The following is a 21,221-nucleotide window of genomic DNA, read 5'->3' as shown; positions in this document are numbered from 1 at the left end:
GTCCATTCTTGGGAGCGCTCCCGCATGACTGCAGTACGACCCGACATCACCCCGAAGCAGGCGCCCGAGGCAACGAACTTCCCCACGGGCTTCCTGTGGGGCGCGGCGACCGCGTCCTACCAGGTCGAGGGTGCCGCCGCCGAGGGCGGCCGCACGCCGTCCATCTGGGACACCTTCAGCCGCACCCCCGGCAAGGTCCACAACGGCGACACCGGTGACATCGCCGCCGACCACTACCACCGCTACCGCGACGACGTCGCGCTGATGAAGCAGCTCGGGCTCAAGGCGTACCGCTTCTCGGTCTCCTGGTCCCGGGTCCAGCCCACCGGCCGCGGCCCCGCCGTCGAGCGCGGCCTGGACTTCTACCGCAAGCTCGTCGACGAGCTGCTGGACGCCGGGATCGCGCCCGTCGCCACCCTCTACCACTGGGACCTCCCCCAGGAGCTCGAGGACGCCGGCGGCTGGCCCGAGCGCGCCACCGCCGAGCGCTTCGCCGACTACGCCGCCATCGTCTCCGGCGCCCTCGGTGACCGCGTCGGGATGTGGACCACCCTCAACGAGCCGTGGTGCTCGGCCTTCCTCGGCTACGGATCCGGCGTGCACGCCCCCGGCCGTACCGAGCCCGCAGCCGCGCTGCAGGCGGCCCATCACCTGAATCTCGCCCATGGCCGGGCGATCGAGGTTCTGCGCGCCCAACTCCCCGCTGCTGCGCAGACCTCGGTCACCCTCAATCTGCACCAGGTCCGCCCGCTGACCGACAGCGCGGCCGACGCCGACGCCGCCCGCCGGATCGACGCGGTGGGCAACCGCGTCTTCACCGGCCCGATGCTGCGCGGGGAGTACCCCGAGGACCTGATCGCCGACACCTCGCACCTGGTGGACTGGTCGAAGCTGGTCCAGGACGGCGACCTCGCCACCATTTCCCGCCCGGTCGACGCCCTCGGCATCAACTACTACACGCCGACCCTGGTCTCCACCCCGGTGGAAGGGGCCGCCTACGCGCGCAGCGACGCCCACGGTGCGAGCGACCACTCCCCGTGGCCCGGTTCCGAAGGCGTCGCCTTCCACCTCGCCGAGGGGAAGGAGCGCACCGCGATGGACTGGTCGATCGACCCCGACGGTCTCTACAACCTCCTGATGGACACCCACCGCGAGCACCCCGGCCTCCCGCTGATGGTCACGGAGAACGGCGCCGCGTTCGACGACTACGTCTCGCCCGAGGGCAAGGTCGAGGACCCCGCGCGGATCGCGTACCTGCACGGCCACCTCGACGCCGTACAGCGGGCGATCGCCGACGGAGCGGACGTCGGCGGCTACTTCCTCTGGTCGCTGATGGACAACTTCGAGTGGGCGTACGGCTACTCGAAGCGCTTCGGCGCCGTGTACGTCGACTACGCCTCCCAGCGCCGCATTCCCAAGGCGAGCGCCCACTGGTACTCCGACGTGATCCGCCGCCACGGCCTGCCTCCGGCCGACGGCACTGTCTGACCTGCACGAACAGCGAGACCCGGCCGAGTGCCGGGTCTCGCTTCTTTGTGCCCGCCTTACACGTTCGTCACAGTGACCCCGTAGGCTTGGGAGCGCTCCCAAGAGTTATGGCGCTGATGAAGGGCCGGTCGGTCCGGATGAGTGTCAAGGGATCGGACAGCGAGACTTGGTTTGGCTATCCGGCTGTGAGAAATTGACCGCGAACGGGAGGCAGCCATGGCGGCAGCGCGAGTACGGAGTGGCGGGCGGCCCACGCTCGAAGAAGTAGCGGCACGGGCCGGTGTGGGGCGGGGCACGGCCTCACGCGTCATCAACGGCTCGCCGCGGGTCAGTGCGCAGACCAGGGAGGCGGTCGAGGCGGCCGTCGCCGAGCTGGGTTACGTACCCAACCGGGCGGCCAGGGCGCTCGCCGGGAACCGGACGGACGCCATCGCCCTGGTCGTACCCGAGTCCGAGACCCGGTTCTTCGCCGAGCCGTACTTCTCCGACATCGTACGAGGGGTGGGGGAAGCACTCGCCGACACGGAGATGCAGCTGCTGCTGACCCTGGCGGGCAACGACCGCGAGCGCCGCCGGCTGGCCCAGTACCTGACCGCCCACCGGGTCGACGGCGTCCTGCTGATCGCCGTCCACGCCGACGACCCGCTGCCCGAGCTCCTCGAACAGCTCGGCATGCCCTCCGTGATCAGCGGCCGCAGGCACGCGGCCGAGCCGCTGCCCTCGGTCGACTCCGACAACTTCGAGGGCGCGCGCGCGGCGGTCGACCACTTCATATCGCGAGGCCGCACCGCCATCGCCACCATCACCGGACGCCTCGACGTGTACGGCGCGCAGCGCCGCCTCGACGGCTACCGCAAGGCCATCGCCGCCGCGGGCCTCGACCCCGACGAACGGCTCATCGCCCCCGCCGACTTCACCGAGGAGGGCGGCGCCCGCGCCATGCGGGAGCTGCTGGAACGCCGCCCCGACGTGGACGCGGTCTTCGCCGCCTCCGACGTGATGGCGGCGGGCGCCCGCCAGGTCCTGCGCGAGTCCGGCCGCCGGATCCCGGACGACGTGGCCCTGATCGGCTTCGACGACTCGGCGGTGGCACGCCACATGGACCCCCCGCTGACGAGCGTCCGCCAGCCGATCGAGGAAATGGGCCGCACGATGACCCGGGTCCTGCTCCAGGAGATCGCGAACCGCACGGAGGAGCGCACGGAGGAACGGCCGAGGATCGTGCTGCCCACGGAGCTGGTGGTGCGGGAGTCGTCCTGAGGCGACACGGGTACCGGGCCCCCGCACGCGGGGGTGGCGGCGCCCCGTGAACGGGGGCGGCCCTGCCGCGTCGGGGGAATGCGCGGCAGGACCGTTGTGTCGAGTGCCCGGGAGTCGCGCTTCCATGCGGTCAGGAGCGCTCTGTGGCGGTTCTCACCTGGCTGCGGGCAGATGTCGGTCGGCGCTCCCGAATCATCAGCCCTGGCCGAGCGGGCGGCACGGCATTGCACGTTCGGCGGCTCCGCCCAGCGCGTCGGGCTCCACCCGGTACAGCCGTGCATCGCGCGTCCGGGTCACTGCCTCCGTGAGGACTCCGTCGGTGAAGAGGGCTCCCACACCGTCGTCCACCGCCCATCCGGCAGGGAGCTGCCCGCCCGCCACGGTTGCCCGGTAGGAGGGGCGGCGGCCCGGCTCGCTGTCGTAGTGCGGGCACACCGAGCCGGGCAGCAGGCCCAAACCGTCCGTCAAGTAGGTCAGCGGTCCGAAGGAATCGGTATGGGAGCCCTCCGCCCGGCAGTTCGCGCCCGCACTGATCCCGCACAACAACGTCCCGCGGTCGTAGGCCTCCCGCAGCAGCTGGTCCACACCGTGCGTACGCCAGACAGCGAGCAGGTTCGCGGTGCTGCCGCCGCCCACGTACACGACGTCCTGGGCGAGCAGGAACGTCCGCAGGGCGGCGTCGTCGAACTCCCGCTGGAAAAGCGGCAGTACAGAGGGCTCGCAGTCCGTGCGTACGTGGAAGGCGGCACGGAACTGCTCTGCGTAGGCGGGGGCGTCCCCGCTCGCCGTGGGCACGAAGCACACCTTGGGCCGGGGTGTACGCGCACGGGCCAGGACCCAGTCGTCCAGCAGCCCGTCGTCATCGGTCGAGAAGCCTCCACCGAGCAGAGCCAGACGACGTACAGGAGCGGTAGTCACAGCGGCCTCCTTGCTGGACGGGCCTGCGTGAAAGGGAGTTGTCCGCGAACGATGCCGGGCCGCCCACCCCGGCCGCAATCGAATTGGCCGTGGCTCCTGGATCTTGCCGGGCCCGGGGCCTGGTCTAGGGTTTCCGGCATGAGACGCACGGACATCGTCCGGGAGGACGGCACCTGGACGGGCCTGTCCCTGGAGGTGCGGTCCCGCCGTCGGCCAGGGTTGTGCCTGTTCAGTGCCGAGCGGCGGCTCATGCTCACCCAGGGGGAGCAGCCGGTGCTCCTCGCCTCCGTTGCCGCCGACCATTGCGAGGTCGAGTTCTGGCGCACCGACGCCTACCGCTCCGTCGTCCCGCCGTTGCGGGCGGCGGCCGGGCGGGATCTGGCCGGGCGGCCGGACCGCTGGGCGTACCGCTTCGCGGAGTACCTGATGGAAGCACCGGGCGGTCCGCTGCACGACGGGCGGTGGCTCCTGTCGTGCGAAAGCCCGCTCCTGCGCGGGAACTACGTGCGTCAGGAGCCATCCGAGTACTGGGGCGAGATGGTGGTCGAGGGCCATCCCCACGGATACATCGACTGGTTCGTCCACTCCGGCTCGTGGGAGATACTCCCGCTGCGCCCGATGCCCGATCACCGTGACGGGAGGGTCAAGGCCTACCGCAAGCAGGCCCGTGAGGGCACCCTCGCGCCCGTCCTGTTGTGGTGGATCAGCGGCCTGGACTGCCACGTGATTCTGGACGGCCACGCCCGGCTTGCCGCCGCGATCGCCGAGTCGACCACACCCCCTCTGCTGCACCTGCACCGCACCGCGGACGGCGACGAGGTGGCCGCGGGCACGGAGCGGGCGAGGGAGCGGTACGAGGCCGAGTTGGCCCGCTTCGCCGAACTCCGCGGCCGCCACGGCACCGCCGTCCCCGACGGCGCAGCGATCGCCGGCGCATCCCTGACCCGTGACATCGAGGGACTGCACACGGCGACACGGCCCACCTGGGCCTGGCCGCTGCCCGGGGGACAGGCGGAGTGGGGCCGTGTGGCCCACGAGGTGACCGCCGGGACATGGGGCACGGACGGCAGCCCGTAGGTGTGGCCGCCTTCCTGGGCCCGTACTTCGCGGGTTGTTGATTCATGACGCACGGGCAGGTGATCGAGGCGCTGGTCGCCAACCGGTTGACCTCGCCCGTGCCGCTGGTGCGGGTGGAGGACTGGGCCAGGTGCCCTTGCGGTGGAGGAGGTCTTCGGGATCGAGCCCGGCCTGCTCAACAATGATCGTCCGGCCCGGGCCCTGGACGCCATCGCTCCGAACCTGGAGCACATCGCGGTCAGCTTCGCGTGCCCGTCCGCTCGCACATGGTTGACTGCTCAAGTGGGTGATCTCGACGTAGTACGCGTCTTCTGCGGGCCTGACGGCGGTCACGGCAACGCACTCGCAATCGTCCGTGATGGCGCCGCCGTGCCCACCGAGGAGAAGCGGCTGGCCCTCGCCCGGGACCTCGGGTTCAGCGAAACGGTGTTCGTCGACGACGCGGCCCGGGGCGTCATCGACATCTACACCCCCACCTCGCAGTTGCCCTTCGCCGGCCACCCGTGTGTGGGTGCGGCCTGGTTGCTCGAGGTGCCCCAGCTGGTCACCCGCGCGGGAACCGTGTCCGTGCGACGTGACACGGAGTTCACCTGGATCGAGGCGCGCGCCGACTGGGCGCCGGCCCGAACGCTGCGGCAGTACGACTCGGCTGCACAGGTGGACGCCCTGGCCGTGCCGCCGCCCGGCGAGTGGGTCTACGCCTGGGCGTGGCAGGACGAGACAAGCAGCCTGGTCCGGGCCCGCGGCTTCCCCGGTCGGGGCGACGGCATCGACGAGGACGAAGCAACCGGCGCCGCCGCCCTGCTGCTGACCGCCCACCACGGGCGCGACCTCACCATCACCCAAGGGCGAGGTTCGCAGCTGGTCACAGCCGTCCGCAAGGACGGGCTGATCGAACTCGGTGGCAGAGTCCAGAAGCAACCCCCGGCCAGTGCCGAGGAACTGCTCAAGCTGAACTAGTAGATGCCGCAGTCACACGAACCTGCCCGGCACACCTGAACCGGTGACCTGCGAAGTACGAGCCCAGGGCCCCTGCTCCGACCGCTTCGGGTCAGGCCGCCCGGGCCGAGTCGGTGCGGCAGTCGCGGCAGTGGCCGGGCTCCCGTGCCCGGAAGGCGCGGTCGCAGCGGTCGCAGTTCTGGAGCGGGATCACGATGACGCCGCGGCGGGCGGGGGCGAGGTCCTGGGCTCCGGGCAGCGGGGGCGGGAGGAGTGTCGTGATCCGGTGCCGGAGAAGCCTTGCGGGGTGCTTCAGGGGGACCGGCAGGTCGGCGGTGAGGGCGTGGCGGATGGTGTCGGGGTGGGCGTCCCGTTCGAGCCAGGCGGTGACTCCGGGTGTGAGCGCGCCGATGTCGTGCTCGGAGAGGACGAGTTGGGGTGCGTACCGGCGCAGGTCGGCGAGGAGCGCAGCGGCTGTTCTGAGCAACTCCGGGGAGGGCGTCCGCGGCTGGGGGAGTGGCGCGGGTGGTGTCCGGCGTGCGGTGGGCGCCGGTACGAGGACCGGGGCGGGCTGCGGTGCGGGATCCGGGGCGGTCCCGGTGGGAACGCCGTGCGGTGCGGGATCCGGGGCCACCTCGGTGGGAACGTCCTGCGGTGCGGGAGCGAAGGTGCGCCGCGGCGGGGGAGCGGGGGCCGGGACGGGGGCGGCCGGTGGTGGCTCGGGCCGCGCGTGTGGTGCCGCGGTGGACACGTCGGCGCCCGGCTGGTTGTACGAGACCGTGCGCGTCGCGATGCGGCCGTTGGGGAGGCGTACGCGGCTGCGGTGGAGGTAACCGGTGGCTTCGAGTTCGCGCAGGGCGGCGGCAATGCGGGTCTCGCTGTCCGGGAAGCGGCCGACAAGGACCTTGATGCCGATTTTCGCTCCGGCGGGCAGCGACTGGATGTGCACGGCAAGCCCGATCGCGACGAGCGAGAGGCCGCGGTGCCGGCTCAGGTGGTTGCCGACGACCGTGAAACCGGCGGTGTGCCGGACGTTGACGTGGATGACACCGGATGACGGTGTGCCGCCCCCGGATACGGAGGCCGGGGCGCGGAGGGGCGCGGTAATCTGCTGGGTATCCATCGGGAAGGTATCGCTTCCTCGGTGGTCAGGCCCTCGCCCGGGATTCGCTGTCCCGGTCGGGGGCCGTCGCATGTCTGTGGGTTGTCGCGGCGAGCATATGCCGACCAACCCACCTCAAATCCAGCTGAGTTGCCATAAGTCACCCTTGTGAGTGACGGCGGCCGGGGTGGGTCGGGTTTGGGTGGGGAGGGTTATTTCCCTGGTTCTTCAAAGCATTTACGTCGTGCGTTACCGCGTCGCGGGCAGCCGGGTCGTGGACGACCGGGTCGTGGGTTTCCGCGACCCGGTGAACGCCCACCCGGTGAAGAGGATTCCGTCGGTAACGGCGACAACCGGCCACCCATCGGAGATACGGCGTGAAAGGCGCTGCCCATTCCTTGCCGGAACGATCTACTTTTGCGGCCGTGGTGAAACGCGAGACGGTTCACCACACCCCTCAGAAATACCCGCGGCAGAACGCATGCCCCTGGTGAGTCGCACTTACCCAGGGAGCATGGTGAAGTTCGCCCATTTCGCTCGCCCACACGTGGTGGATGGTTCACCCGCGTCGCGAACGCTCGGCCGGGCGACGGTGTCGCTGGGCATTGCCGCAGGTTGCTACGCCATGGCCATGGCGGTGCTGGGCACGACGATCAGCTTGTTCCTCGCCGATGCGGTTCGTGTCGGACCGGAACTCATCGGCCTGTACTTCACGGGCTGCGCCGTGGCCGCCATCGCCATCAATATGGCCGCAGGACGGATGTCCGACCGACTGGCCGACAGAAGGATCGCACTCGCCGCGACCGCACTGGCCGGGGTCGCCGGTGCGTCGGTTTTCGTCGGGGTCCGGAACTACGCGGCGGTATTCGCCACCGGGGCCGTGCTCCTCAGCCTGAATGACGCATACATTTCCCAGCTGTTCGCGTACGTCAAGGAGTTCGCCGAGTCCACCGGCAGGGAAGTGACTCCGTTCAGTTCCGCAGTGCGGTCGATCTTCTCCGCCGGCTGGGTAATCGGCCCGCCGGTCGGATTCCTTCTGCTGGAACAGGTGGGCTTCGGGCCCGTGTACGGGGGCGCCGCGGTCCTGCTCCTGCTGACCGCACTGCTCGGCCGCTGGTTCCTCCCGGCCCTGCCCCCGCCGCCCGGACCGACGGCCAGGGACCGTGCGGGCAGCCGCCTTGCCGGGCTGCGCCGCGTGTGTGCCGCCGTGCCGCGTCGCACGTGGCTGCTGCTCGGATCGGTCACGGTGGTCAACGTGGCGAACCAGATCTACCTGATCGACATCGCCCTGTACGTCACCACGGAACTGCACCTGTCGGCTGCTCCGGTCGGGCTGATGGCAGGGACCTGCGCGGTACTCGAGATTCCTCTGATGATCATGGCGGGCCGACTGGCCGACCGCATCGGGAAGATGCGTGTCGTGGCCGCCGCCATGGTCGTCGCCGTCATGTTCTTCTGCCTCCTGCCGATGGCCGGCTCCCTACCGGTCCTGATCGCCCTGCAGCTGCCGAACGCCGTGTGGATCGCGGTGGTGACGAGTATCCCGATGGTGGTGGCGCAGCAGGAGGTACCCGGCGGGGCCGGCACCGCGTCCGCGCTCTACGCGTCCACCTTCACCGTCGCCCAACTGCTGGCCGGAACCGTCACCGGGGTGGTCACCGCGCAGGTGGGACACCGGAACGTCTTCTGGCTCTGCGCCGGCCTCGTCGTGCTCGCCCTCGTGCTTCTCCTCTGCCGTTCAGGGGCCGGGGAGCAGGCGGGTCTCGGCGGCCGGCAGCCCTTTGGCCCACCAGTGGCCGTATCGGCTGTAGACCCTGGGGTCGCGGTCGGCGAGGAGCGCCCTGAGTGACTCCGCCTCCGCGGCCAGCCCCTGCCAGACGTGGCCGGGGAGGGGGTGGAAGGCGAGGGCCTCTATCCCGCCGTCCACGGGACGCCAGACTCCGGCGACGTAGCCGTCCACCAGCAGGGTGGGCAGCACGTCCCCGTTGATGCGCGTCACATGTGTGCGGTACGCGGGCGGGACGACGCGGCCGCGGTCTGCGTACGCCAGCAGGATGCTGTCCCACATGGCCATCAGTCTGGGTGGCGCCGGAGTGTCCTCGGCCGGCCGCGGCGCACCGGGGACGTCGTACATCACCGTGCCGTCGGGGCCCTCCAGCTTCTCCAGCCCGGCGTCCAGCGCTTGCACCGCGGCCCTGACCCGGGCCCGCTGAACCAGCGCGAACTGCGCCATGTCGGCCACCGACGCCGGTCCGAAGCCCTCCAGGTAGCGACGGATCAGAGTCTGCAGACCCGTCGCGGCCGCGTCAGGATCGGTCAGCACCGGCTGCTTGCCGGCTGCCGCGATGTACGACTGCTGGGTACCGAACGACCAGGGCCCTCCGACGGGCGCGTGCCACAGCGGCGCGTACTGCCGCAGCAGACGCCAGGTCACCGGCTCCATCGGAGCGCCCACCCGTTCATCGAGCCACCCCCGGATCTCGGTGGAGGTCCGTCGCCGGTCGGCGTACTTCAGGAGATCCGGGACCAGCGCGTCGGCGTCGTCGGTCGTGAGCCCGGACGCCGTGAAACGGGAGCCGAGCCTGGAGGCGCGCAGGGTCGGCTCCATGGCCTCGCGGAAGGGCCGGTAGTCCTCCGCGTGGACCATGTGCAGGGTGATCCGCATCAGCGTCGACCTGACCGTCCGGAAGCCGTCCACGGCGCTGTCGAGGCCGGCCGGGTCGAAGCCGCCGATCCGGTTCCACAGCGCGAGGTACGGCGAGGCCGGGTCCTGTGCCTGCAGGGCGACGACCCGGCGCACCGCGTCGACGACGCCGAGCGGTTCCCGGCCGAGCAGCAACTGCCGGGCGAGCGTGGAGCGGTTGAGAGCACGAGCAGTGATCACCATGCGGAGATTCTCCCGTTCGGCCACGCCGTGCGGAACCCGGACCGACCGGTGACCGTGACCCCGCCCGCCCGCCCTCGCCGAGAACGACCGGTCCGGCACGGAGGGTCACTCCCGGCCGGAGACCTGGTGGCTTCGCAGGTGGGCCTCGGGTGAGCAGGCGGCCGGGCCCGTGGGCACGCGGTGCGGGACCGGGCATGAAGAAGGGCCGGTCTGTTTCACAGACCGGCCCTTGATCAATCAGGGTGAGTAACGGGACTTGAACCCGCGACATCCTGGACCACAACCAGGTGCTCTGCCAGCTGAGCTATACCCACCATGTCGTCCGGTCGTTTCCGACCGGCCGAGAAAAAGTGTACAGGGTCCGGGAGGGTGCTCGCGCCCGAGTTCTTCCGGACCGGATCACGGGCCCCGCAGGGCCCGTGACCAGGGGCGTTTTCCTACTGCCCGGCGGGCAGTGCGTGGCGTGCCGCAATCTCCTTGGCGTGCGCCGAGTCCGGGCCGGGCTGCGGGACGAAGACCGCTTCCCGGTAGTAGCGGAGCTCCGTGATCGAATCGCGGATGTCCGCCAGTGCCCGGTGGTTGCCGTTCTTCTCCGGACTGTTGAAGTACGCCCTCGGGTACCAGCGGCGCGCCAGTTCCTTGACCGAGGACACATCGACGATCCGGTAGTGGAGGTACCCCTCCAGTGACGGCATGTCCCGCGACAGGAAGCCGCGGTCGGTGCCGACAGAATTCCCGCACAGCGGGGCCTTGCCGGGCTCCTTCACATGTTCGCGTACGTAGGCGAGGACACGCTCCTCGGCGTCGGCCAGGGTCGTGCCCCCGGCGAGCTCGTCGAGGAGGCCCGAGGCGGTGTGCATCTGCCGCACCACCTCGGGCATGGTCTCCAGGGCCGCGTCCGGCGGGCGGATCACGATGTCGACCCCTTCGCCGAGCACGTTCAGTTCCGAGTCGGTGACCAGTGCGGCCACCTCGATGAGTGCGTCGTCCGTCAGCGAGAGCCCGGTCATCTCGCAGTCGATCCACACCATGCGATCGTTCATGGCCCCACCCTACGGGGCACTCCGCTGCCCCGGCAGGTTCGGGCGCCCCGGAACGTACGACTCGGGCCCCGGTCTCAGCTGCTCCGCAGGACCGCCGGAGGTCGCAGCCGCGGTGACGGGAGACAGGCCGGAGGAGGCCGCCGCAGCGGTCCGCCGGCTCGGTGCCGAGCCCTGGGCGGGCACGGACGTCTCCATCACCGTGGCGACGCTCTCCAGCGCCCCGCCCTGCGGACGACGGGCCCGGTAGGCGGCCCGGTACGCGGCGGGGGAGGAGCCGAGCTGGCGGCGGAAGTGCCCGCGCAGCGCAACCGGCGAGCGGAAGCCGCAGCGGCCCGCAACCTCGTCGACCGAGTAGTCGGAGGTCTCGAGCAGACGCTGCGCCTGCAGCACGCGCTGGGTGATGAGCCACTGGAGCGGTGCGCTGCCCGTGAGCGAACGGAACCTGCGGTCGAAGGTCCGCCTGCTCATATAGGCGCGCGCGGCCAGCGTCTCCACGTCGAACTGCTCGTGGAGGTGCTCCAGTGCCCAGGCCACGACCTCGGCGAGCGGGTCGGAGCCGATCTCTTCAGGTAAAGACCTGTCGAGGTAGCGCTCCTGACCGCCACTGCGCCGCGGCGGCACGACGAGCCGGCGGGCCAGGGCCCCGGCTGCTTCTGTGCCATGGTCGGTACGGACTATGTGAAGGCATAGATCGATTCCGGCCGCCGTTCCGGCGGAGGTGAGCACATCTCCGTCGTCGACGAACAGCTCACGCGGATCGACGTGCACCGACGGATAACGCTTGGCCAGCGTCGGTGCGTACATCCAGTGTGTGGTGGCCGGGCGGCCGTCCAGCAGGCCGGCTGCGGCGAGGACGAAGGCCCCCGTGCACAGTCCGACGATGCGTGCGCCCTCCTCGTGGGCGCGCCTCAGCGCGTCCAACGCCTCAGCGGGCGGCGGCGATGTGATGGACCGCCAGGCGGGCACCACGACGGTGCCTGCCCTGCTGATCGCCTCCAGGCCGTACGGCGCGCTCAGTTCGAGCCCGCCCGTGGTGCGCAGCGGTCCCTCCTCGCCTCCGCAGACCAGCAGGCGGTAGCGCGGAACGCCCGCGTCCTGCCGGTCGATTCCGAAGACGGAGAGCGGGATCGAGCTCTCGAAGATAGGGCCACCACTGAACAGCAGTACGGCTACAACTTCCCGGCGTCGCCGCCCGGTCAGCTTCCGTGCGGCCTCCGTTGCGGCGGCGGAGTCCTGGCTCATGACGCTAAGCCCCCCTCGGTGTTCGCGTCTCCCTGGTCCCTACGGGCCTGTCGTTCCTGCACGTTTCCCCTCGGTCTCGCACGCGTCCCCAGTCCTCGACACTCATGATCGAATCTACTGCGTTCCGTGGTGCCGACGTGACACGTTTCCCCACCGGCACTATGTCGACAAGGCCACTTGGCGCGAAGCATTCGATCACGAAGCGTTTCACTCACGAGCCCCTCAGGGAAGTGCGCATAGCGATCATGGCCCGTCCCCGTAGGGTCAAAGCGTACCGCGCGGTCTATTCCTGCCTGGTGGCACGTGGGTTGGTCGGCCAAAACGCCAAGAAAGTGAGGGCGATGTGAAGTTGGCTGAAAAGTAGTGGTTGCGTGCGCGGATTCCAGTCATGAGACCGGCGCACCACCCCGTGCATCAGTGGCCTCCGTACGCCCTGGGGGCCTCCGCGGGCCCTTCTGCCCCCGGGCGGGGACGAGGTGGAGTCACCCGGTGGCGCGGCGTGACGGCCCGGTCGGCGCGGTGTGTGCGGCATCCGGCCGTCTGCGGCGATCCGGCCGCCGCGGCCGAAGGAACGTGGAAGGAACGCGGAGCGGGAGCGCCTCCGCGCCGCGCGAGCTGGATGTACGACACAACCGGCATTGCCATACGGGGCCGGCTCGGGCATGCTCCCTCCATCGCCGCAAGCGCTTTGCGAGGTTCTGGGCGGTGGAGGAGTGGCGCCGTACCCTTGGGGGTAGGGGGTTGGGAAGATGATTCCCGGACACAGCTTCATCCATAAACGAACTTCCGAACCGCTCCCTCCTCACGAGGACTCTCTTCGCCGAGACACCGATGGCCGGTCACGAAATCCCTGAACCCGCAGACCGCAAGCAGGTAGCCGACCCCCGGTCGGACCCGCAGACGGTCCCCGAGTCGCGCCCGTCCTGCGATCCGGCCTTCCGGCACGGGGTCGTGGTCGGTTTCGACGGCTCCACCTCCAGTGAACGAGCCCTCGCCTACGCCATCGGCATGGCGAACAGGCTCGGCTCCGGGCTGATCATCGTCCACGTCGCCAACCGGCTGCCGACCACGGTCTGGGCAGGCTGCGAGCCGCCCGTCTTCGTGGATGTGCCCGATCACCGCACGGAGGTCCTCGGGCTCGAGCTGGCCTGCGCGGACTACCTCGCCGAGGTGCCGTGGGTGCTCGTGGAGCGCGGTGGCGACATCTGTCACGAGCTGGAGGAGGTCGGCCGGGAGTACTCGGCCGACGCGATCGTCGTCGGCTCCACGCACGGCATCGTGGGACGGATCTTCGGCTCGGTGGCCGGCCGTCTCGCGCGGCGCGCCCAGCGCCCGGTCATCGTCATCCCCTGAGGCACTTCCCGGAACGCTGCTCCGCTCCCTGGGGCAACTGAGGTGCTCCTGCCCCTGAGGTCTTCCTGACTGATCGTCAATCTTATTCGGCGCGCGGTGAATTCGCTCGTGCGCGGAGGTGGATTGTGCGCTTGTGAAGGGTATCTGTACTGCATCAGGTAGCAGCAGCACGGCAGTTGAAGGGAGCCCGCCGTGGACAACGACGTCTCTGCGGGAAGTGCCAGTATCACCACCCTCGGCCATCTCGCCCTGGGTCTCACTCTGTTGGCGTTCGGCATCGGTCACACCGGAGTCATCGACGGTGTCACCGCGGCCGACGCCGTGTCGCTCGCGCTCTATGTCGGCGGCATCGCGCTGTTCGTCGCGGGACTCCTGGAGTTCCGCGCGGGCAACGCCTTCGCCGGTACGGCCTTCGCCGGTCTCGGCGCCTTCTGGTTCACCTGGGGCACCGGTGCCGGCTCGTCGGTCTCGGACCACGCGGCAGGACTCTTCCTGCTGCTGTGGGCCCTCTTCGCGCTGAGCCTGACCCTGGGGTCGGCCGGTGGAGGTCTGCTCACCCAGGGGACGTACGGGCTGCTCTTCCTGGGGCTGCTGCTCCTGGGCGTCGGGCAGTTCGCCGGCAGTGACGGGCTCGGTAAGGTCGGCGGCTGGGTGGCCGCCGTGGCCGGGCTCGCCGCCTGGTACGGGGCGACGGCGGCGCTGGCCAAGTGGCCGACCGCGGTACCCAAGCGCGCTGCAGGCCGGGGTGTGACGGCCACCGGCTAGCAGTCGGGCGGGGGGCGGTCTCGGGTGCCGCCCGCCCAACGGGAGAGAGCGGCCCCCGCACCCTCGGTGGCGTGGTGCGGGGGCCGCTCTGTGCGTACGGGCGGCTCCCCCGGAGGGAGCCGGGCCCGACGGCGTCCTACTCGACGGTGACGGACTTCGCCAGGTTGCGCGGCTTGTCGATGTCACGGCCCATGGCCAGCGCCGTGTGGTACGCGAACAGCTGCAGCGGGATGCCCATCAGGATCGGGTCCAGCTCGTTCTCGTTCTTCGGGACGAGGATCGTGTGGTCGGCCTTCTCCTGCTCGCGGTGGGCGACGGCGAGGATCCGGCCGCTGCGGGCCTTGATCTCCTCCAGCGCGGCGCGGTTCTTCTCCAGCAGGTCGTCGTCCGGGACGATCGCGACGGTGGGGAGCGCCGGCTCGATGAGCGCGAGGGGGCCGTGCTTCAGCTCCGAGGCGGGGTAGGCCTCGGCGTGGATGTACGAGATCTCCTTGAGCTTCAGGGAGGCCTCCAGCGCGACGGGGTAGCCCCGCACACGGCCGATGAACATCATCGACTGGGCGCCCGCGTACTCCTCGGCAAGCTTCTTGATCTCTTCCTCGGACTCGAGGATCTGACCGATCTGCTCGGGCAGCTTGCGCAGGCCCTCGATGATCCGCTTGCCGTCGGAGACCGACAGGTCGCGGATGCGGCCCAGGTGCAGGGCGAGCAGCGCGAAGGCGACGACGGTGTTGGTGAAGCACTTGGTGGAGACGACGCAGACCTCCGGGCCCGCGTGGACGTACATGCCGCCGTCGGCCTCGCGGGCGATCGCCGAACCGACGACGTTCACCACACCGAGGACGCGTGCGCCCTTGCGCTTGAGCTCCTGGACGGCGGCCAGCACGTCGTAGGTCTCACCGGACTGCGAGACGGCGACGTACAGCGTGTCGGGGTCCACGACGGGGTTGCGGTAGCGGAACTCGGAGGCGGGCTCGGCGTCCGCGGGGATGCGGGCCAGCTCCTCGATGAGGCCGGCGCCGATCATGCCCGCGTGGTACGAGGTGCCACAGCCCAGGATCTTGATCCGGCGGACCCCGCGGGCCTCGCGGGCGTCCAGGTTCAGGCCGCCCAGGTGCACGGTGGAGAAGCGGTCGTCGATCCGGCCGCGCAGCACGCGGTCCACGGCGTCGGCCTGCTCGGAGATCTCCTTGTGCATGTACGTGTCGTGGCCGCCCATGTCGTACGACTCGGCCTCCCACTCCACGGTGGTGGGCGTCGCCGTCGTGGTCGAGCCCTCCGTCGTGTACGTACGGAAGTCGTCGGCCTTGAGGGTGGCCATCTCGCCGTCGTCCAGGGTGACGATCTGGCGGGTGTGGGCGACGAGCGCGGCGACGTCCGAGGCGACGAACATCTCCTTCTCGCCGATGCCGAGCACGACGGGGGAGCCGTTGCGGGCGACGACGATGCGGTCGTTGAAGTCGGCGTGCATCACGGCGATGCCGTACGTGCCCTCGACGGACTTCAGCGCCTCGCGGACCTTCTCCTCGAGGGTGGAGGCCTGCGCCCTGGCGATCAGGTGGACCAGGACCTCGGTGTCGGTCTCGGAGAGGAAGACGACGCCGTCGGCGACGAGCTTCGCGCGGATCTCGGAGGCGTTGTCGATGATGCCGTTGTGGACGACGGCGACCTTGTTCTCCGCGTCCAGGTGGGGGTGCGCGTTCTCGTCGCTCGGGGCGCCGTGGGTGGCCCAGCGGGTGTGCGCGATACCGGTGGTGCCGGCGAACCGCTTGGGTACGCGGGCCTCCAGCTCGCGGACCCGGCCCTTGGCCTTGACCATCCTCAGGGTGCCGGGCTTGCCCGCCGCGGCCTTGCCCGTGATGACGATGCCCGCCGAGTCGTACCCCCGGTACTCCAGCCGCTGCAGGCCTTCCAGCAGCAGCGGAGCCACGTCACGCTTTCCGATATAACCGACGATCCCGCACATAGAGTCTCTGCCCCTCCATCGACGTACAAAAGTGTGTGCCCGGCCCTGCCCGTCCGGCTCAGCCGTAGACGATGCGGCGCAGCTGGCGGAGCGAGAGCTCCTGCGGCGCCACCGCCCGGTGGGGCAGCTCGGCCGCGATCCGCTCGAAGATGTCCGTGTTCACCAGGCCGCCGGACTGCAGTTCGCGGTGGCGGCGGCGGACGTAGTCCTCGGTCGTCTCGTCGAAGTACGCCAGCACGTCGAGGATCACCCTGGCGGCCTCGCCGCGCTGGAGCGCGGTGGAGCGTACGAGGTGGTCGATGAGGTCGTCATGCGACGGGCGGCGTTCGAGCACCCGTCGATATTGCTTGCCCAGGCCGTAATGTGCAAGAAATCTGCCCGATATCGGGCAGGGTCACACAGGAATACGTCGGCGGCCGGGTCAGAGGCGTCTCAGAACCGCTTGCTTTGCGGTGCTGAACTCGTCATCGGTGAGGATCCCCGCCTGATGCAGCTCGCCGAGCTCGCGCAGTCTGCGCAGGAGTACGTCGTGATCGTCGGCGGGCGGGACCGCGGCCTTCGCGCGGTCCGCTGCGCGCAGCTCCGGCGCCGTCCCGGTGCGGGGCAGCCGCGTCAGGACGGCCGCGGCGACCAGGACGGCCGAGTACTCCTTCCTGGACAGCCCCCACAGCTCCAGCGAGTAGGGGTCGAACTTGGGTGGCGCCGAGGAGCCGCCCGGGCCCCTCTCGAAGCGCAGGTACCCGTTCTCCAGGCCGATCGCCGGCAGCCAGCGCACGCCCGTCACCTCCGACACCGGGAACGTGACCGAGCCGCCCGAGGTCTTCGACTCCGCGGCCTTCCAGTTCCAGGTGAGGCGCACCGTCTCCCCGTCGAAGGATGCGGTGCCGTCCCCGCCGCCACCGGAGACCGGCAGTGAGGGGCCCGGCAGCAGGAAGCCCTCCGCGGGCGTATCGGGCACCTGCTCGATGACCAGGGCGTTGCGCACCTCGTCGACGAAGTACTCCGCGACGCCCGTGCGGTCCTTCTCCACCGCGAGCTGATAGGGGTCGGAGGCGTCCTTGAGCCTGCCGTCCGCAGCCCGCAGCACCGGGCACGCACCGGTGCGCAGGCGCAGTCGAAGCCGGCCGCCCTTCCGGTCGGGCTCGAACGATATCCCCGCCAACGCCTGCACGGGGATGGCGAGTTCGCCCAGGTCCTGCCGGACCGGATGCACCTTGCTGCCGGGCACGACGCGCACCGTGTCCCCGTCGAACGTCCAGGTGCCGTCGCGCTGGATGATTTCCGCCATGCCGCCGATTCTGCCAGCCGTACGACGAGAAGTGGTCTAGTCCTTGACGGTCTGTGTGACGCGCGGTACGCATGGTGACCGTTCGGTTGCTCAGGAGATCCACAGGTGTGAACCCGTCGAAAGGGACCGGCTTGTGAGACAACACAGAACGATCCACCGCTTGTTCGGCTCGCTGCTGCTCGTCGTGGCGGCAGGCGTCTCCAGCATCTCGGCGGCCCCGGCCGACGCCGGCCCGGCGCCCGCCGCGTCACCCCGGCCGCTCGGCGAGATCGTCCCCGCCCCGGTGTCGGTGAAGCCGGGAGGACCCGCGTACGCCATCACGGCGGGCACGCGCATACGGGTCGACGGCACCTCCCGCGAGGCCCGGCGCATCGGTGAGTACCTCGCGGACGCGCTGCGGCCCTCCACCGGGTACGCGCTGCCGGTCACCGAACGGGCCGGGCACGACGGCATACGGCTCGAACTCGGCTCCAGGGACAGCGCCCTGGGCGCCGAGGGCTACCGCCTGAAGTCCTCCCGCGGCTCCGTCACCATCACCGCACGCGCCCCCGCAGGGCTCTTCCACGGCGTCCAGACACTGCGCCAGCTGCTCCCGGCAGCCGTGGAGGAGGACAGCCCGCAGAAGGGGCCCTGGGAGATCGCGGGCGGCACGCTCACGGACTCCCCGCGCTACGCGTACCGGAGCGCGATGCTCGATGTCTCACGGCACTTCTTCTCGGTCGCCGAGGTGAAGCGGTACATCGACCAGCTCGCCCTCTACAAGATCAACAAACTGCACCTGCACCTCTCCGACGACCAGGGCTGGCGCATAGCCATCGACTCCTGGCCCCGGCTCGCCGAGTACGGCGGTTCCACCGAGGTCGGGGGCGGCCCCGGCGGCCACTACACCAAGAGCGACTACAGGGAGATCCTCCGGTACGCGGCCTCCCGCTACCTGGAGGTCGTCCCCGAGATCGATCTGCCCGGCCACACGAACGCGGCACTCGCCTCCTACGCCGAGCTGAACTGCGACGGCGTCGCCCCGCCGCTCTACACGGGAACCTCGGTCGGCTTCAGCTCGCTGTGCGTGCCCAAGGCGGTGACGTACGACTTCGTGGACGACGTCATCCGCGAACTGGCCGCTCTCACGCCCGGCCGGTACCTCCACATCGGCGGCGACGAGGCGCACTCCACGAGCCATGAGGACTACGTGGCGTTCATGGAGAAGGCGCAGGCCGTCGTCGCCAGGTACGGCAAGACCGTCGTCGGCTGGCACCAGCTGACCGGGGCGGTCCCCGTGAAGGGCGCCGTCGCCCAGTACTGGGGCTACGACCGGACGGGCGCGGCCGAACGCCAACAGGTGGTGGACGCCGCGAAGAACGGCACGAAGCTGGTGCTGTCCCCGGCCGACCGTACGTACCTGGACATGAAGTACACCAAGGACACGAAGCTCGGCCTGGCCTGGGCGGGCTACGTCGAGGTCCAGCGGTCCTACGACTGGAACCCGGCGGCCTATCTGGAGGGCGTCCCCGAGGAGGCCGTGCTCGGGGTGGAGGCACCGATCTGGACCGAGACCCTGACCGACAGCGCGGACATCGAGCAGATGGCGTTCCCGCGGCTTCCGGGGGTCGCCGAACTGGGATGGTCGCCCGCGGCCACGCACGACTGGGACACCTACAAGGTGCGCCTCGCGGCGCAGGGGCCGCGGCTGTCGGCGCTGGGGATCGACTTCTACCGGTCGCCGCAGGTCCCCTGGCGCACGGAGTGAGGTAGCCGCCCCGGGCTGCCCGGGCGGTCCGACCGCCCGGGCAGCCCGGGACACGGGGGTCAGGAACCCGTGCCGCGGAAACCGACAGGCACTACGCGTCCTGGGAAGCCGCCTGTTCCCTCAGCTGTTCCTCGCTCAGTCCGCGCCGCCAGTACCCGACGAACGTCACCCGCTTGCGGTCGAACCGCCGTTCCTGCACGAGATGGCGGCGCAGGGCCCGGACACCGGAGGACTCGCCCGCGATCCAGACGTACGGGGTGCCCTCGGGCAGCTTGGCGGCGCGCACGGCCTCCACGGCCGAGGGCGCGCCCTCGGCCCGCACGAGCCAGCTGATACGGGCATCGGCCGCCGTGCGGAGCGCCTGACGGTCCTGGGCGTGCGGGATCTCCAGCCAGACCCTGGCCTTCGTCCCGGCAGGCAGCCACTCCAACGCGGCCGACGCGGCGGGCAGGGCCGTCTCGTCGGCCCAGATCAGCACCCAGTCGGTGTCCTGCGGCGGCCGGAAGCGGACCGCGGTGTTGTCCTCGACGGCCGGTCCGAGCGCCTTGAGCAGCTGCCCCGGCGCGGCCGCGGCCGCCCAGCGGCAGGCGGGCCCGCCGTCCTCGTGCAGCGCGAAGTCGATGTCGACCTCGGTGGAACCGTCCTCGGTGCGGCGCTGCGCCCGCACCGTGTACGAGCGCATCACCGCCCGCACGTCCTCGGGGAGCGCCCGCCACGCGCTGAACCACTCGCCGTTCCCGTCGACGGGCACGAGGGGCTCGCTCTGGCCCGGGTGCGGCAGGAACAGCGAGAGGCTCTGGTCCCGGCCCCCGGCGGCGAAGCCGTCGAGCCCCGGGCCGCCGAAGGTGACCCGGCACATGGAAGGGCTCAGCCGACGGGTCCCGAGGACCGTCAGGCCGAAGAACCGGAAGGGTTCGACGGGTGCGGCGGCAGTCATGCGAGGGCTCCTCCCAGGAACCGGGACCGGGGCGACAACGGCGACGGCCCGGCCCGGAGCGACTCGCTCCGGGCCGGGCCGGGGATCAGCTGACCTTCTTGGCGCTCTCGATGGCCTCGGCCAGGTCCTCGAGGATCGGCGCGCACTTGTCGTACGAGTAGATGGGCTCCGTCGTACGCGGGACGATCTGGCCGGCCTTGACGGCGGGCAGCTGCGCCCACGTCGGCTTCGAGGTCAGGGCGTCGGGCTGCAGGGCCGAGGAGCGGTTGTCCATCATGATGACGTCGGCCTTGTACGTGTCGACGTTCTCCCAGCTCAGCTCCTCGAAGAAGCCTGCGGCGTTGACCTTCGGCTCGACGAACTGCACGCCGAGCTCCTGGAAGTACAGGGTGTCCGCGGACGTCTTGGCGAGCGAGACGTAGAAGAGGTCCTGGCTCGCCGAGCCGACCAGCACCTTGATGTTCGGCTGGGACTTGGCGGCGGCGCGCAGCCGGGCGGCGGCCTTCTCGAAGCGTGCCTTGGCGTCGGTGACCTTCTTGGCCTTGACGTCGGCGCCGAGTGAGGCCGCGAGGTCCTCGTGGCGCTGGATCGCCTTCGGCATGGTGGTCTGGGCGGCCCACAGCGCAGCGCTCGGCGCAAGCTTGAGGATCTTGTCCTTGGACTCGTCCGGCACGTACCAGAGGGCGTCCTTCTCCCACATGGCGGTGACGAGCAGGTCCGGTGCGAGACCGGCGTACTTCTCGACGTTGAACTCGCCCCAGACGTTGCCGAGCACCTCGACCTTGTTGATGTCGAGGTCGCCGGCCTGCACGTCGGCCTTGCCGTCAGCGGTCTTCGTCGGGCCGAAGACGCCCTTGACCTCGATGCCGTAGTCGTGGAGAGCCGCGGCGACACCGACGAAGGCGACGATGTTCTTCGGGGTCGACCCGGCCTCGGCGGTCAGGCCCCGGTCGTCCTTGAAGGTCCACGGACCCGACTTGGCGGACTCCGAGCCGGCGCCGGACTCCTTGGAGTCGCTGTCGCCGCACGCGGCAAGCACGGCGCCGAGGCCGACGGCTCCGCCGACGGCCAGCAGGCCGCGACGGGAGAGGGAGGTGGGCCGGACGTTGGGCATGGGCTGTCTGCTTTCGTGCGGGTCGTGGCTGGCCGCCGACGGGTTCGAGGGTAGGTTAGCCTAACCTCAGATCTTGGCAGGTGGGGGGTCGAAAG

Annotated in this window: 18 protein-coding genes and 1 tRNA gene; 8 read left to right on the top strand and 11 right to left on the bottom strand. The window is 70.4% G+C overall.

Translation table 11 applies throughout. The features are described from left to right. The first annotated feature begins 24 nt into the window (after positions 1-24). Together ACFW9O_RS10680 and ACFW9O_RS10675 are read left to right on the top strand one after the other, a co-directional pair. On the top strand, positions 25-1,488 hold the full coding sequence (locus ACFW9O_RS10680; protein WP_384607362.1) for a GH1 family beta-glucosidase: 1,464 nt from the start codon (positions 25-27) through the stop codon (positions 1,486-1,488). A 216-nt stretch (positions 1,489-1,704) separates the two neighbouring features. After that, positions 1,705-2,748, top strand: coding sequence for a LacI family DNA-binding transcriptional regulator (locus ACFW9O_RS10675; RefSeq protein ID WP_384607359.1), 1,044 nt, complete (start codon positions 1,705-1,707; stop codon positions 2,746-2,748). A 195-nt stretch (positions 2,749-2,943) separates the two neighbouring features. Here the strand turns inward: ACFW9O_RS10675 and ACFW9O_RS10670 are convergent, their stop codons facing one another. Continuing rightward, entirely contained in the window at positions 2,944-3,666 is a 723-nt protein-coding gene (locus ACFW9O_RS10670; protein WP_384607356.1) for a Type 1 glutamine amidotransferase-like domain-containing protein, read from the bottom strand. A 138-nt stretch (positions 3,667-3,804) separates the two neighbouring features. Between ACFW9O_RS10670 and ACFW9O_RS10665 the strand changes: the two genes are divergently transcribed. Together ACFW9O_RS10665 and ACFW9O_RS10660 are read left to right on the top strand one after the other, a co-directional pair. Continuing rightward, positions 3,805-4,743 (top strand): hypothetical protein, encoded by a 939-nt coding sequence (locus tag ACFW9O_RS10665; RefSeq protein ID WP_384607353.1) that lies wholly within the window; start codon positions 3,805-3,807, stop codon positions 4,741-4,743. Between the two features lie 282 nt (positions 4,744-5,025). Continuing rightward, the gene (locus ACFW9O_RS10660) at positions 5,026-5,703 is read left to right on the top strand and encodes a PhzF family phenazine biosynthesis protein (protein ID WP_384607847.1); all 678 of its coding nucleotides are present in this window, start codon (positions 5,026-5,028) and stop codon (positions 5,701-5,703) included. A 91-nt stretch (positions 5,704-5,794) separates the two neighbouring features. Here the strand turns inward: ACFW9O_RS10660 and ACFW9O_RS10655 are convergent, their stop codons facing one another. Further along, the gene (locus ACFW9O_RS10655) at positions 5,795-6,805 is read right to left on the bottom strand and encodes a helix-turn-helix domain-containing protein (protein WP_384607350.1); all 1,011 of its coding nucleotides are present in this window, start codon (positions 6,803-6,805) and stop codon (positions 5,795-5,797) included. A 223-nt stretch (positions 6,806-7,028) separates the two neighbouring features. Here ACFW9O_RS10655 and ACFW9O_RS10650 point away from each other — a divergent pair, with 223 nt between their 5' ends. Continuing rightward, positions 7,029-8,633, top strand: coding sequence for a sugar efflux transporter (locus tag ACFW9O_RS10650; RefSeq protein WP_384607348.1), 1,605 nt, complete (start codon positions 7,029-7,031; stop codon positions 8,631-8,633). Here ACFW9O_RS10650 and ACFW9O_RS10645 read toward each other — a convergent pair. The 4 genes from ACFW9O_RS10645 to ACFW9O_RS10630 form a co-directional block, all read right to left on the bottom strand. Further along, on the bottom strand, positions 8,523-9,671 hold the full coding sequence (locus tag ACFW9O_RS10645) for a winged helix DNA-binding domain-containing protein (RefSeq protein ID WP_384607345.1): 1,149 nt from the start codon (positions 9,669-9,671) through the stop codon (positions 8,523-8,525). The two genes, ACFW9O_RS10650 and ACFW9O_RS10645, sit on opposite strands and share 111 nt — an antisense overlap. Before the next feature lie 241 nt (positions 9,672-9,912). Then, a tRNA-His gene (locus ACFW9O_RS10640) sits at positions 9,913-9,985 on the bottom strand. 123 nt (positions 9,986-10,108) lie between these two features. Continuing rightward, entirely contained in the window at positions 10,109-10,714 is a 606-nt protein-coding gene (orn, locus tag ACFW9O_RS10635; RefSeq protein WP_351176107.1) for an oligoribonuclease, read from the bottom strand. Positions 10,715-10,723: 9 nt separating this feature from the next. Continuing rightward, on the bottom strand, positions 10,724-11,956 hold the full coding sequence (locus ACFW9O_RS10630) for a helix-turn-helix domain-containing protein (protein ID WP_351176109.1): 1,233 nt from the start codon (positions 11,954-11,956) through the stop codon (positions 10,724-10,726). A gap of 831 nt (positions 11,957-12,787) precedes the next feature. Here ACFW9O_RS10630 and ACFW9O_RS10625 point away from each other — a divergent pair. Then, positions 12,788-13,309 (top strand): universal stress protein, encoded by a 522-nt coding sequence (locus ACFW9O_RS10625; protein ID WP_351176111.1) that lies wholly within the window; start codon positions 12,788-12,790, stop codon positions 13,307-13,309. 192 nt (positions 13,310-13,501) lie between these two features. After that, positions 13,502-14,074 (top strand): acetate uptake transporter, encoded by a 573-nt coding sequence (locus ACFW9O_RS10620; protein ID WP_384607341.1) that lies wholly within the window; start codon positions 13,502-13,504, stop codon positions 14,072-14,074. A gap of 136 nt (positions 14,075-14,210) precedes the next feature. On the opposite strand, the gene glmS is transcribed toward ACFW9O_RS10620, so the two are convergent. From glmS to ACFW9O_RS10605, 3 genes are all read right to left on the bottom strand, one after another. Next, on the bottom strand, positions 14,211-16,040 hold the full coding sequence (gene glmS, locus ACFW9O_RS10615; protein ID WP_351176114.1) for a glutamine--fructose-6-phosphate transaminase (isomerizing): 1,830 nt from the start codon (positions 16,038-16,040) through the stop codon (positions 14,211-14,213). Between the two features lie 58 nt (positions 16,041-16,098). Next, on the bottom strand, positions 16,099-16,374 hold the full coding sequence (locus ACFW9O_RS10610; protein WP_329210835.1) for a hypothetical protein: 276 nt from the start codon (positions 16,372-16,374) through the stop codon (positions 16,099-16,101). Between the two features lie 87 nt (positions 16,375-16,461). Next, positions 16,462-17,328 carry a DUF4429 domain-containing protein gene (locus ACFW9O_RS10605; protein ID WP_384607338.1) on the bottom strand — a complete coding sequence of 289 codons (867 nt, stop codon included), beginning with the start codon at positions 17,326-17,328 and terminating at the stop codon, positions 16,462-16,464. A 133-nt stretch (positions 17,329-17,461) separates the two neighbouring features. Between ACFW9O_RS10605 and ACFW9O_RS10600 the strand changes: the two genes are divergently transcribed. Beyond that, on the top strand, positions 17,462-19,075 hold the full coding sequence (locus tag ACFW9O_RS10600) for a beta-N-acetylhexosaminidase (RefSeq protein WP_384607335.1): 1,614 nt from the start codon (positions 17,462-17,464) through the stop codon (positions 19,073-19,075). Positions 19,076-19,166: 91 nt separating this feature from the next. Here the strand turns inward: ACFW9O_RS10600 and ACFW9O_RS10595 are convergent, their stop codons facing one another. Both ACFW9O_RS10595 and ACFW9O_RS10590 read right to left on the bottom strand, forming a co-directional pair. Further along, the gene (locus ACFW9O_RS10595; RefSeq protein WP_384607334.1) at positions 19,167-20,012 is read right to left on the bottom strand and encodes a siderophore-interacting protein; all 846 of its coding nucleotides are present in this window, start codon (positions 20,010-20,012) and stop codon (positions 19,167-19,169) included. Positions 20,013-20,097: 85 nt separating this feature from the next. After that, positions 20,098-21,126 (bottom strand): ABC transporter substrate-binding protein, encoded by a 1,029-nt coding sequence (locus ACFW9O_RS10590; RefSeq protein WP_384607332.1) that lies wholly within the window; start codon positions 21,124-21,126, stop codon positions 20,098-20,100. Positions 21,127-21,221 lie beyond the last annotated feature (95 nt).

Source organism: Streptomyces sp. NPDC059499, from assembly GCF_042749285.1.
In the GTDB taxonomy this organism is placed as follows: domain Bacteria; phylum Actinomycetota; class Actinomycetes; order Streptomycetales; family Streptomycetaceae; genus Streptomyces.
The sequence above is the reverse complement of the archived record's forward strand: the minus strand, read 5'-3'. Positions and strand labels throughout refer to the sequence as shown.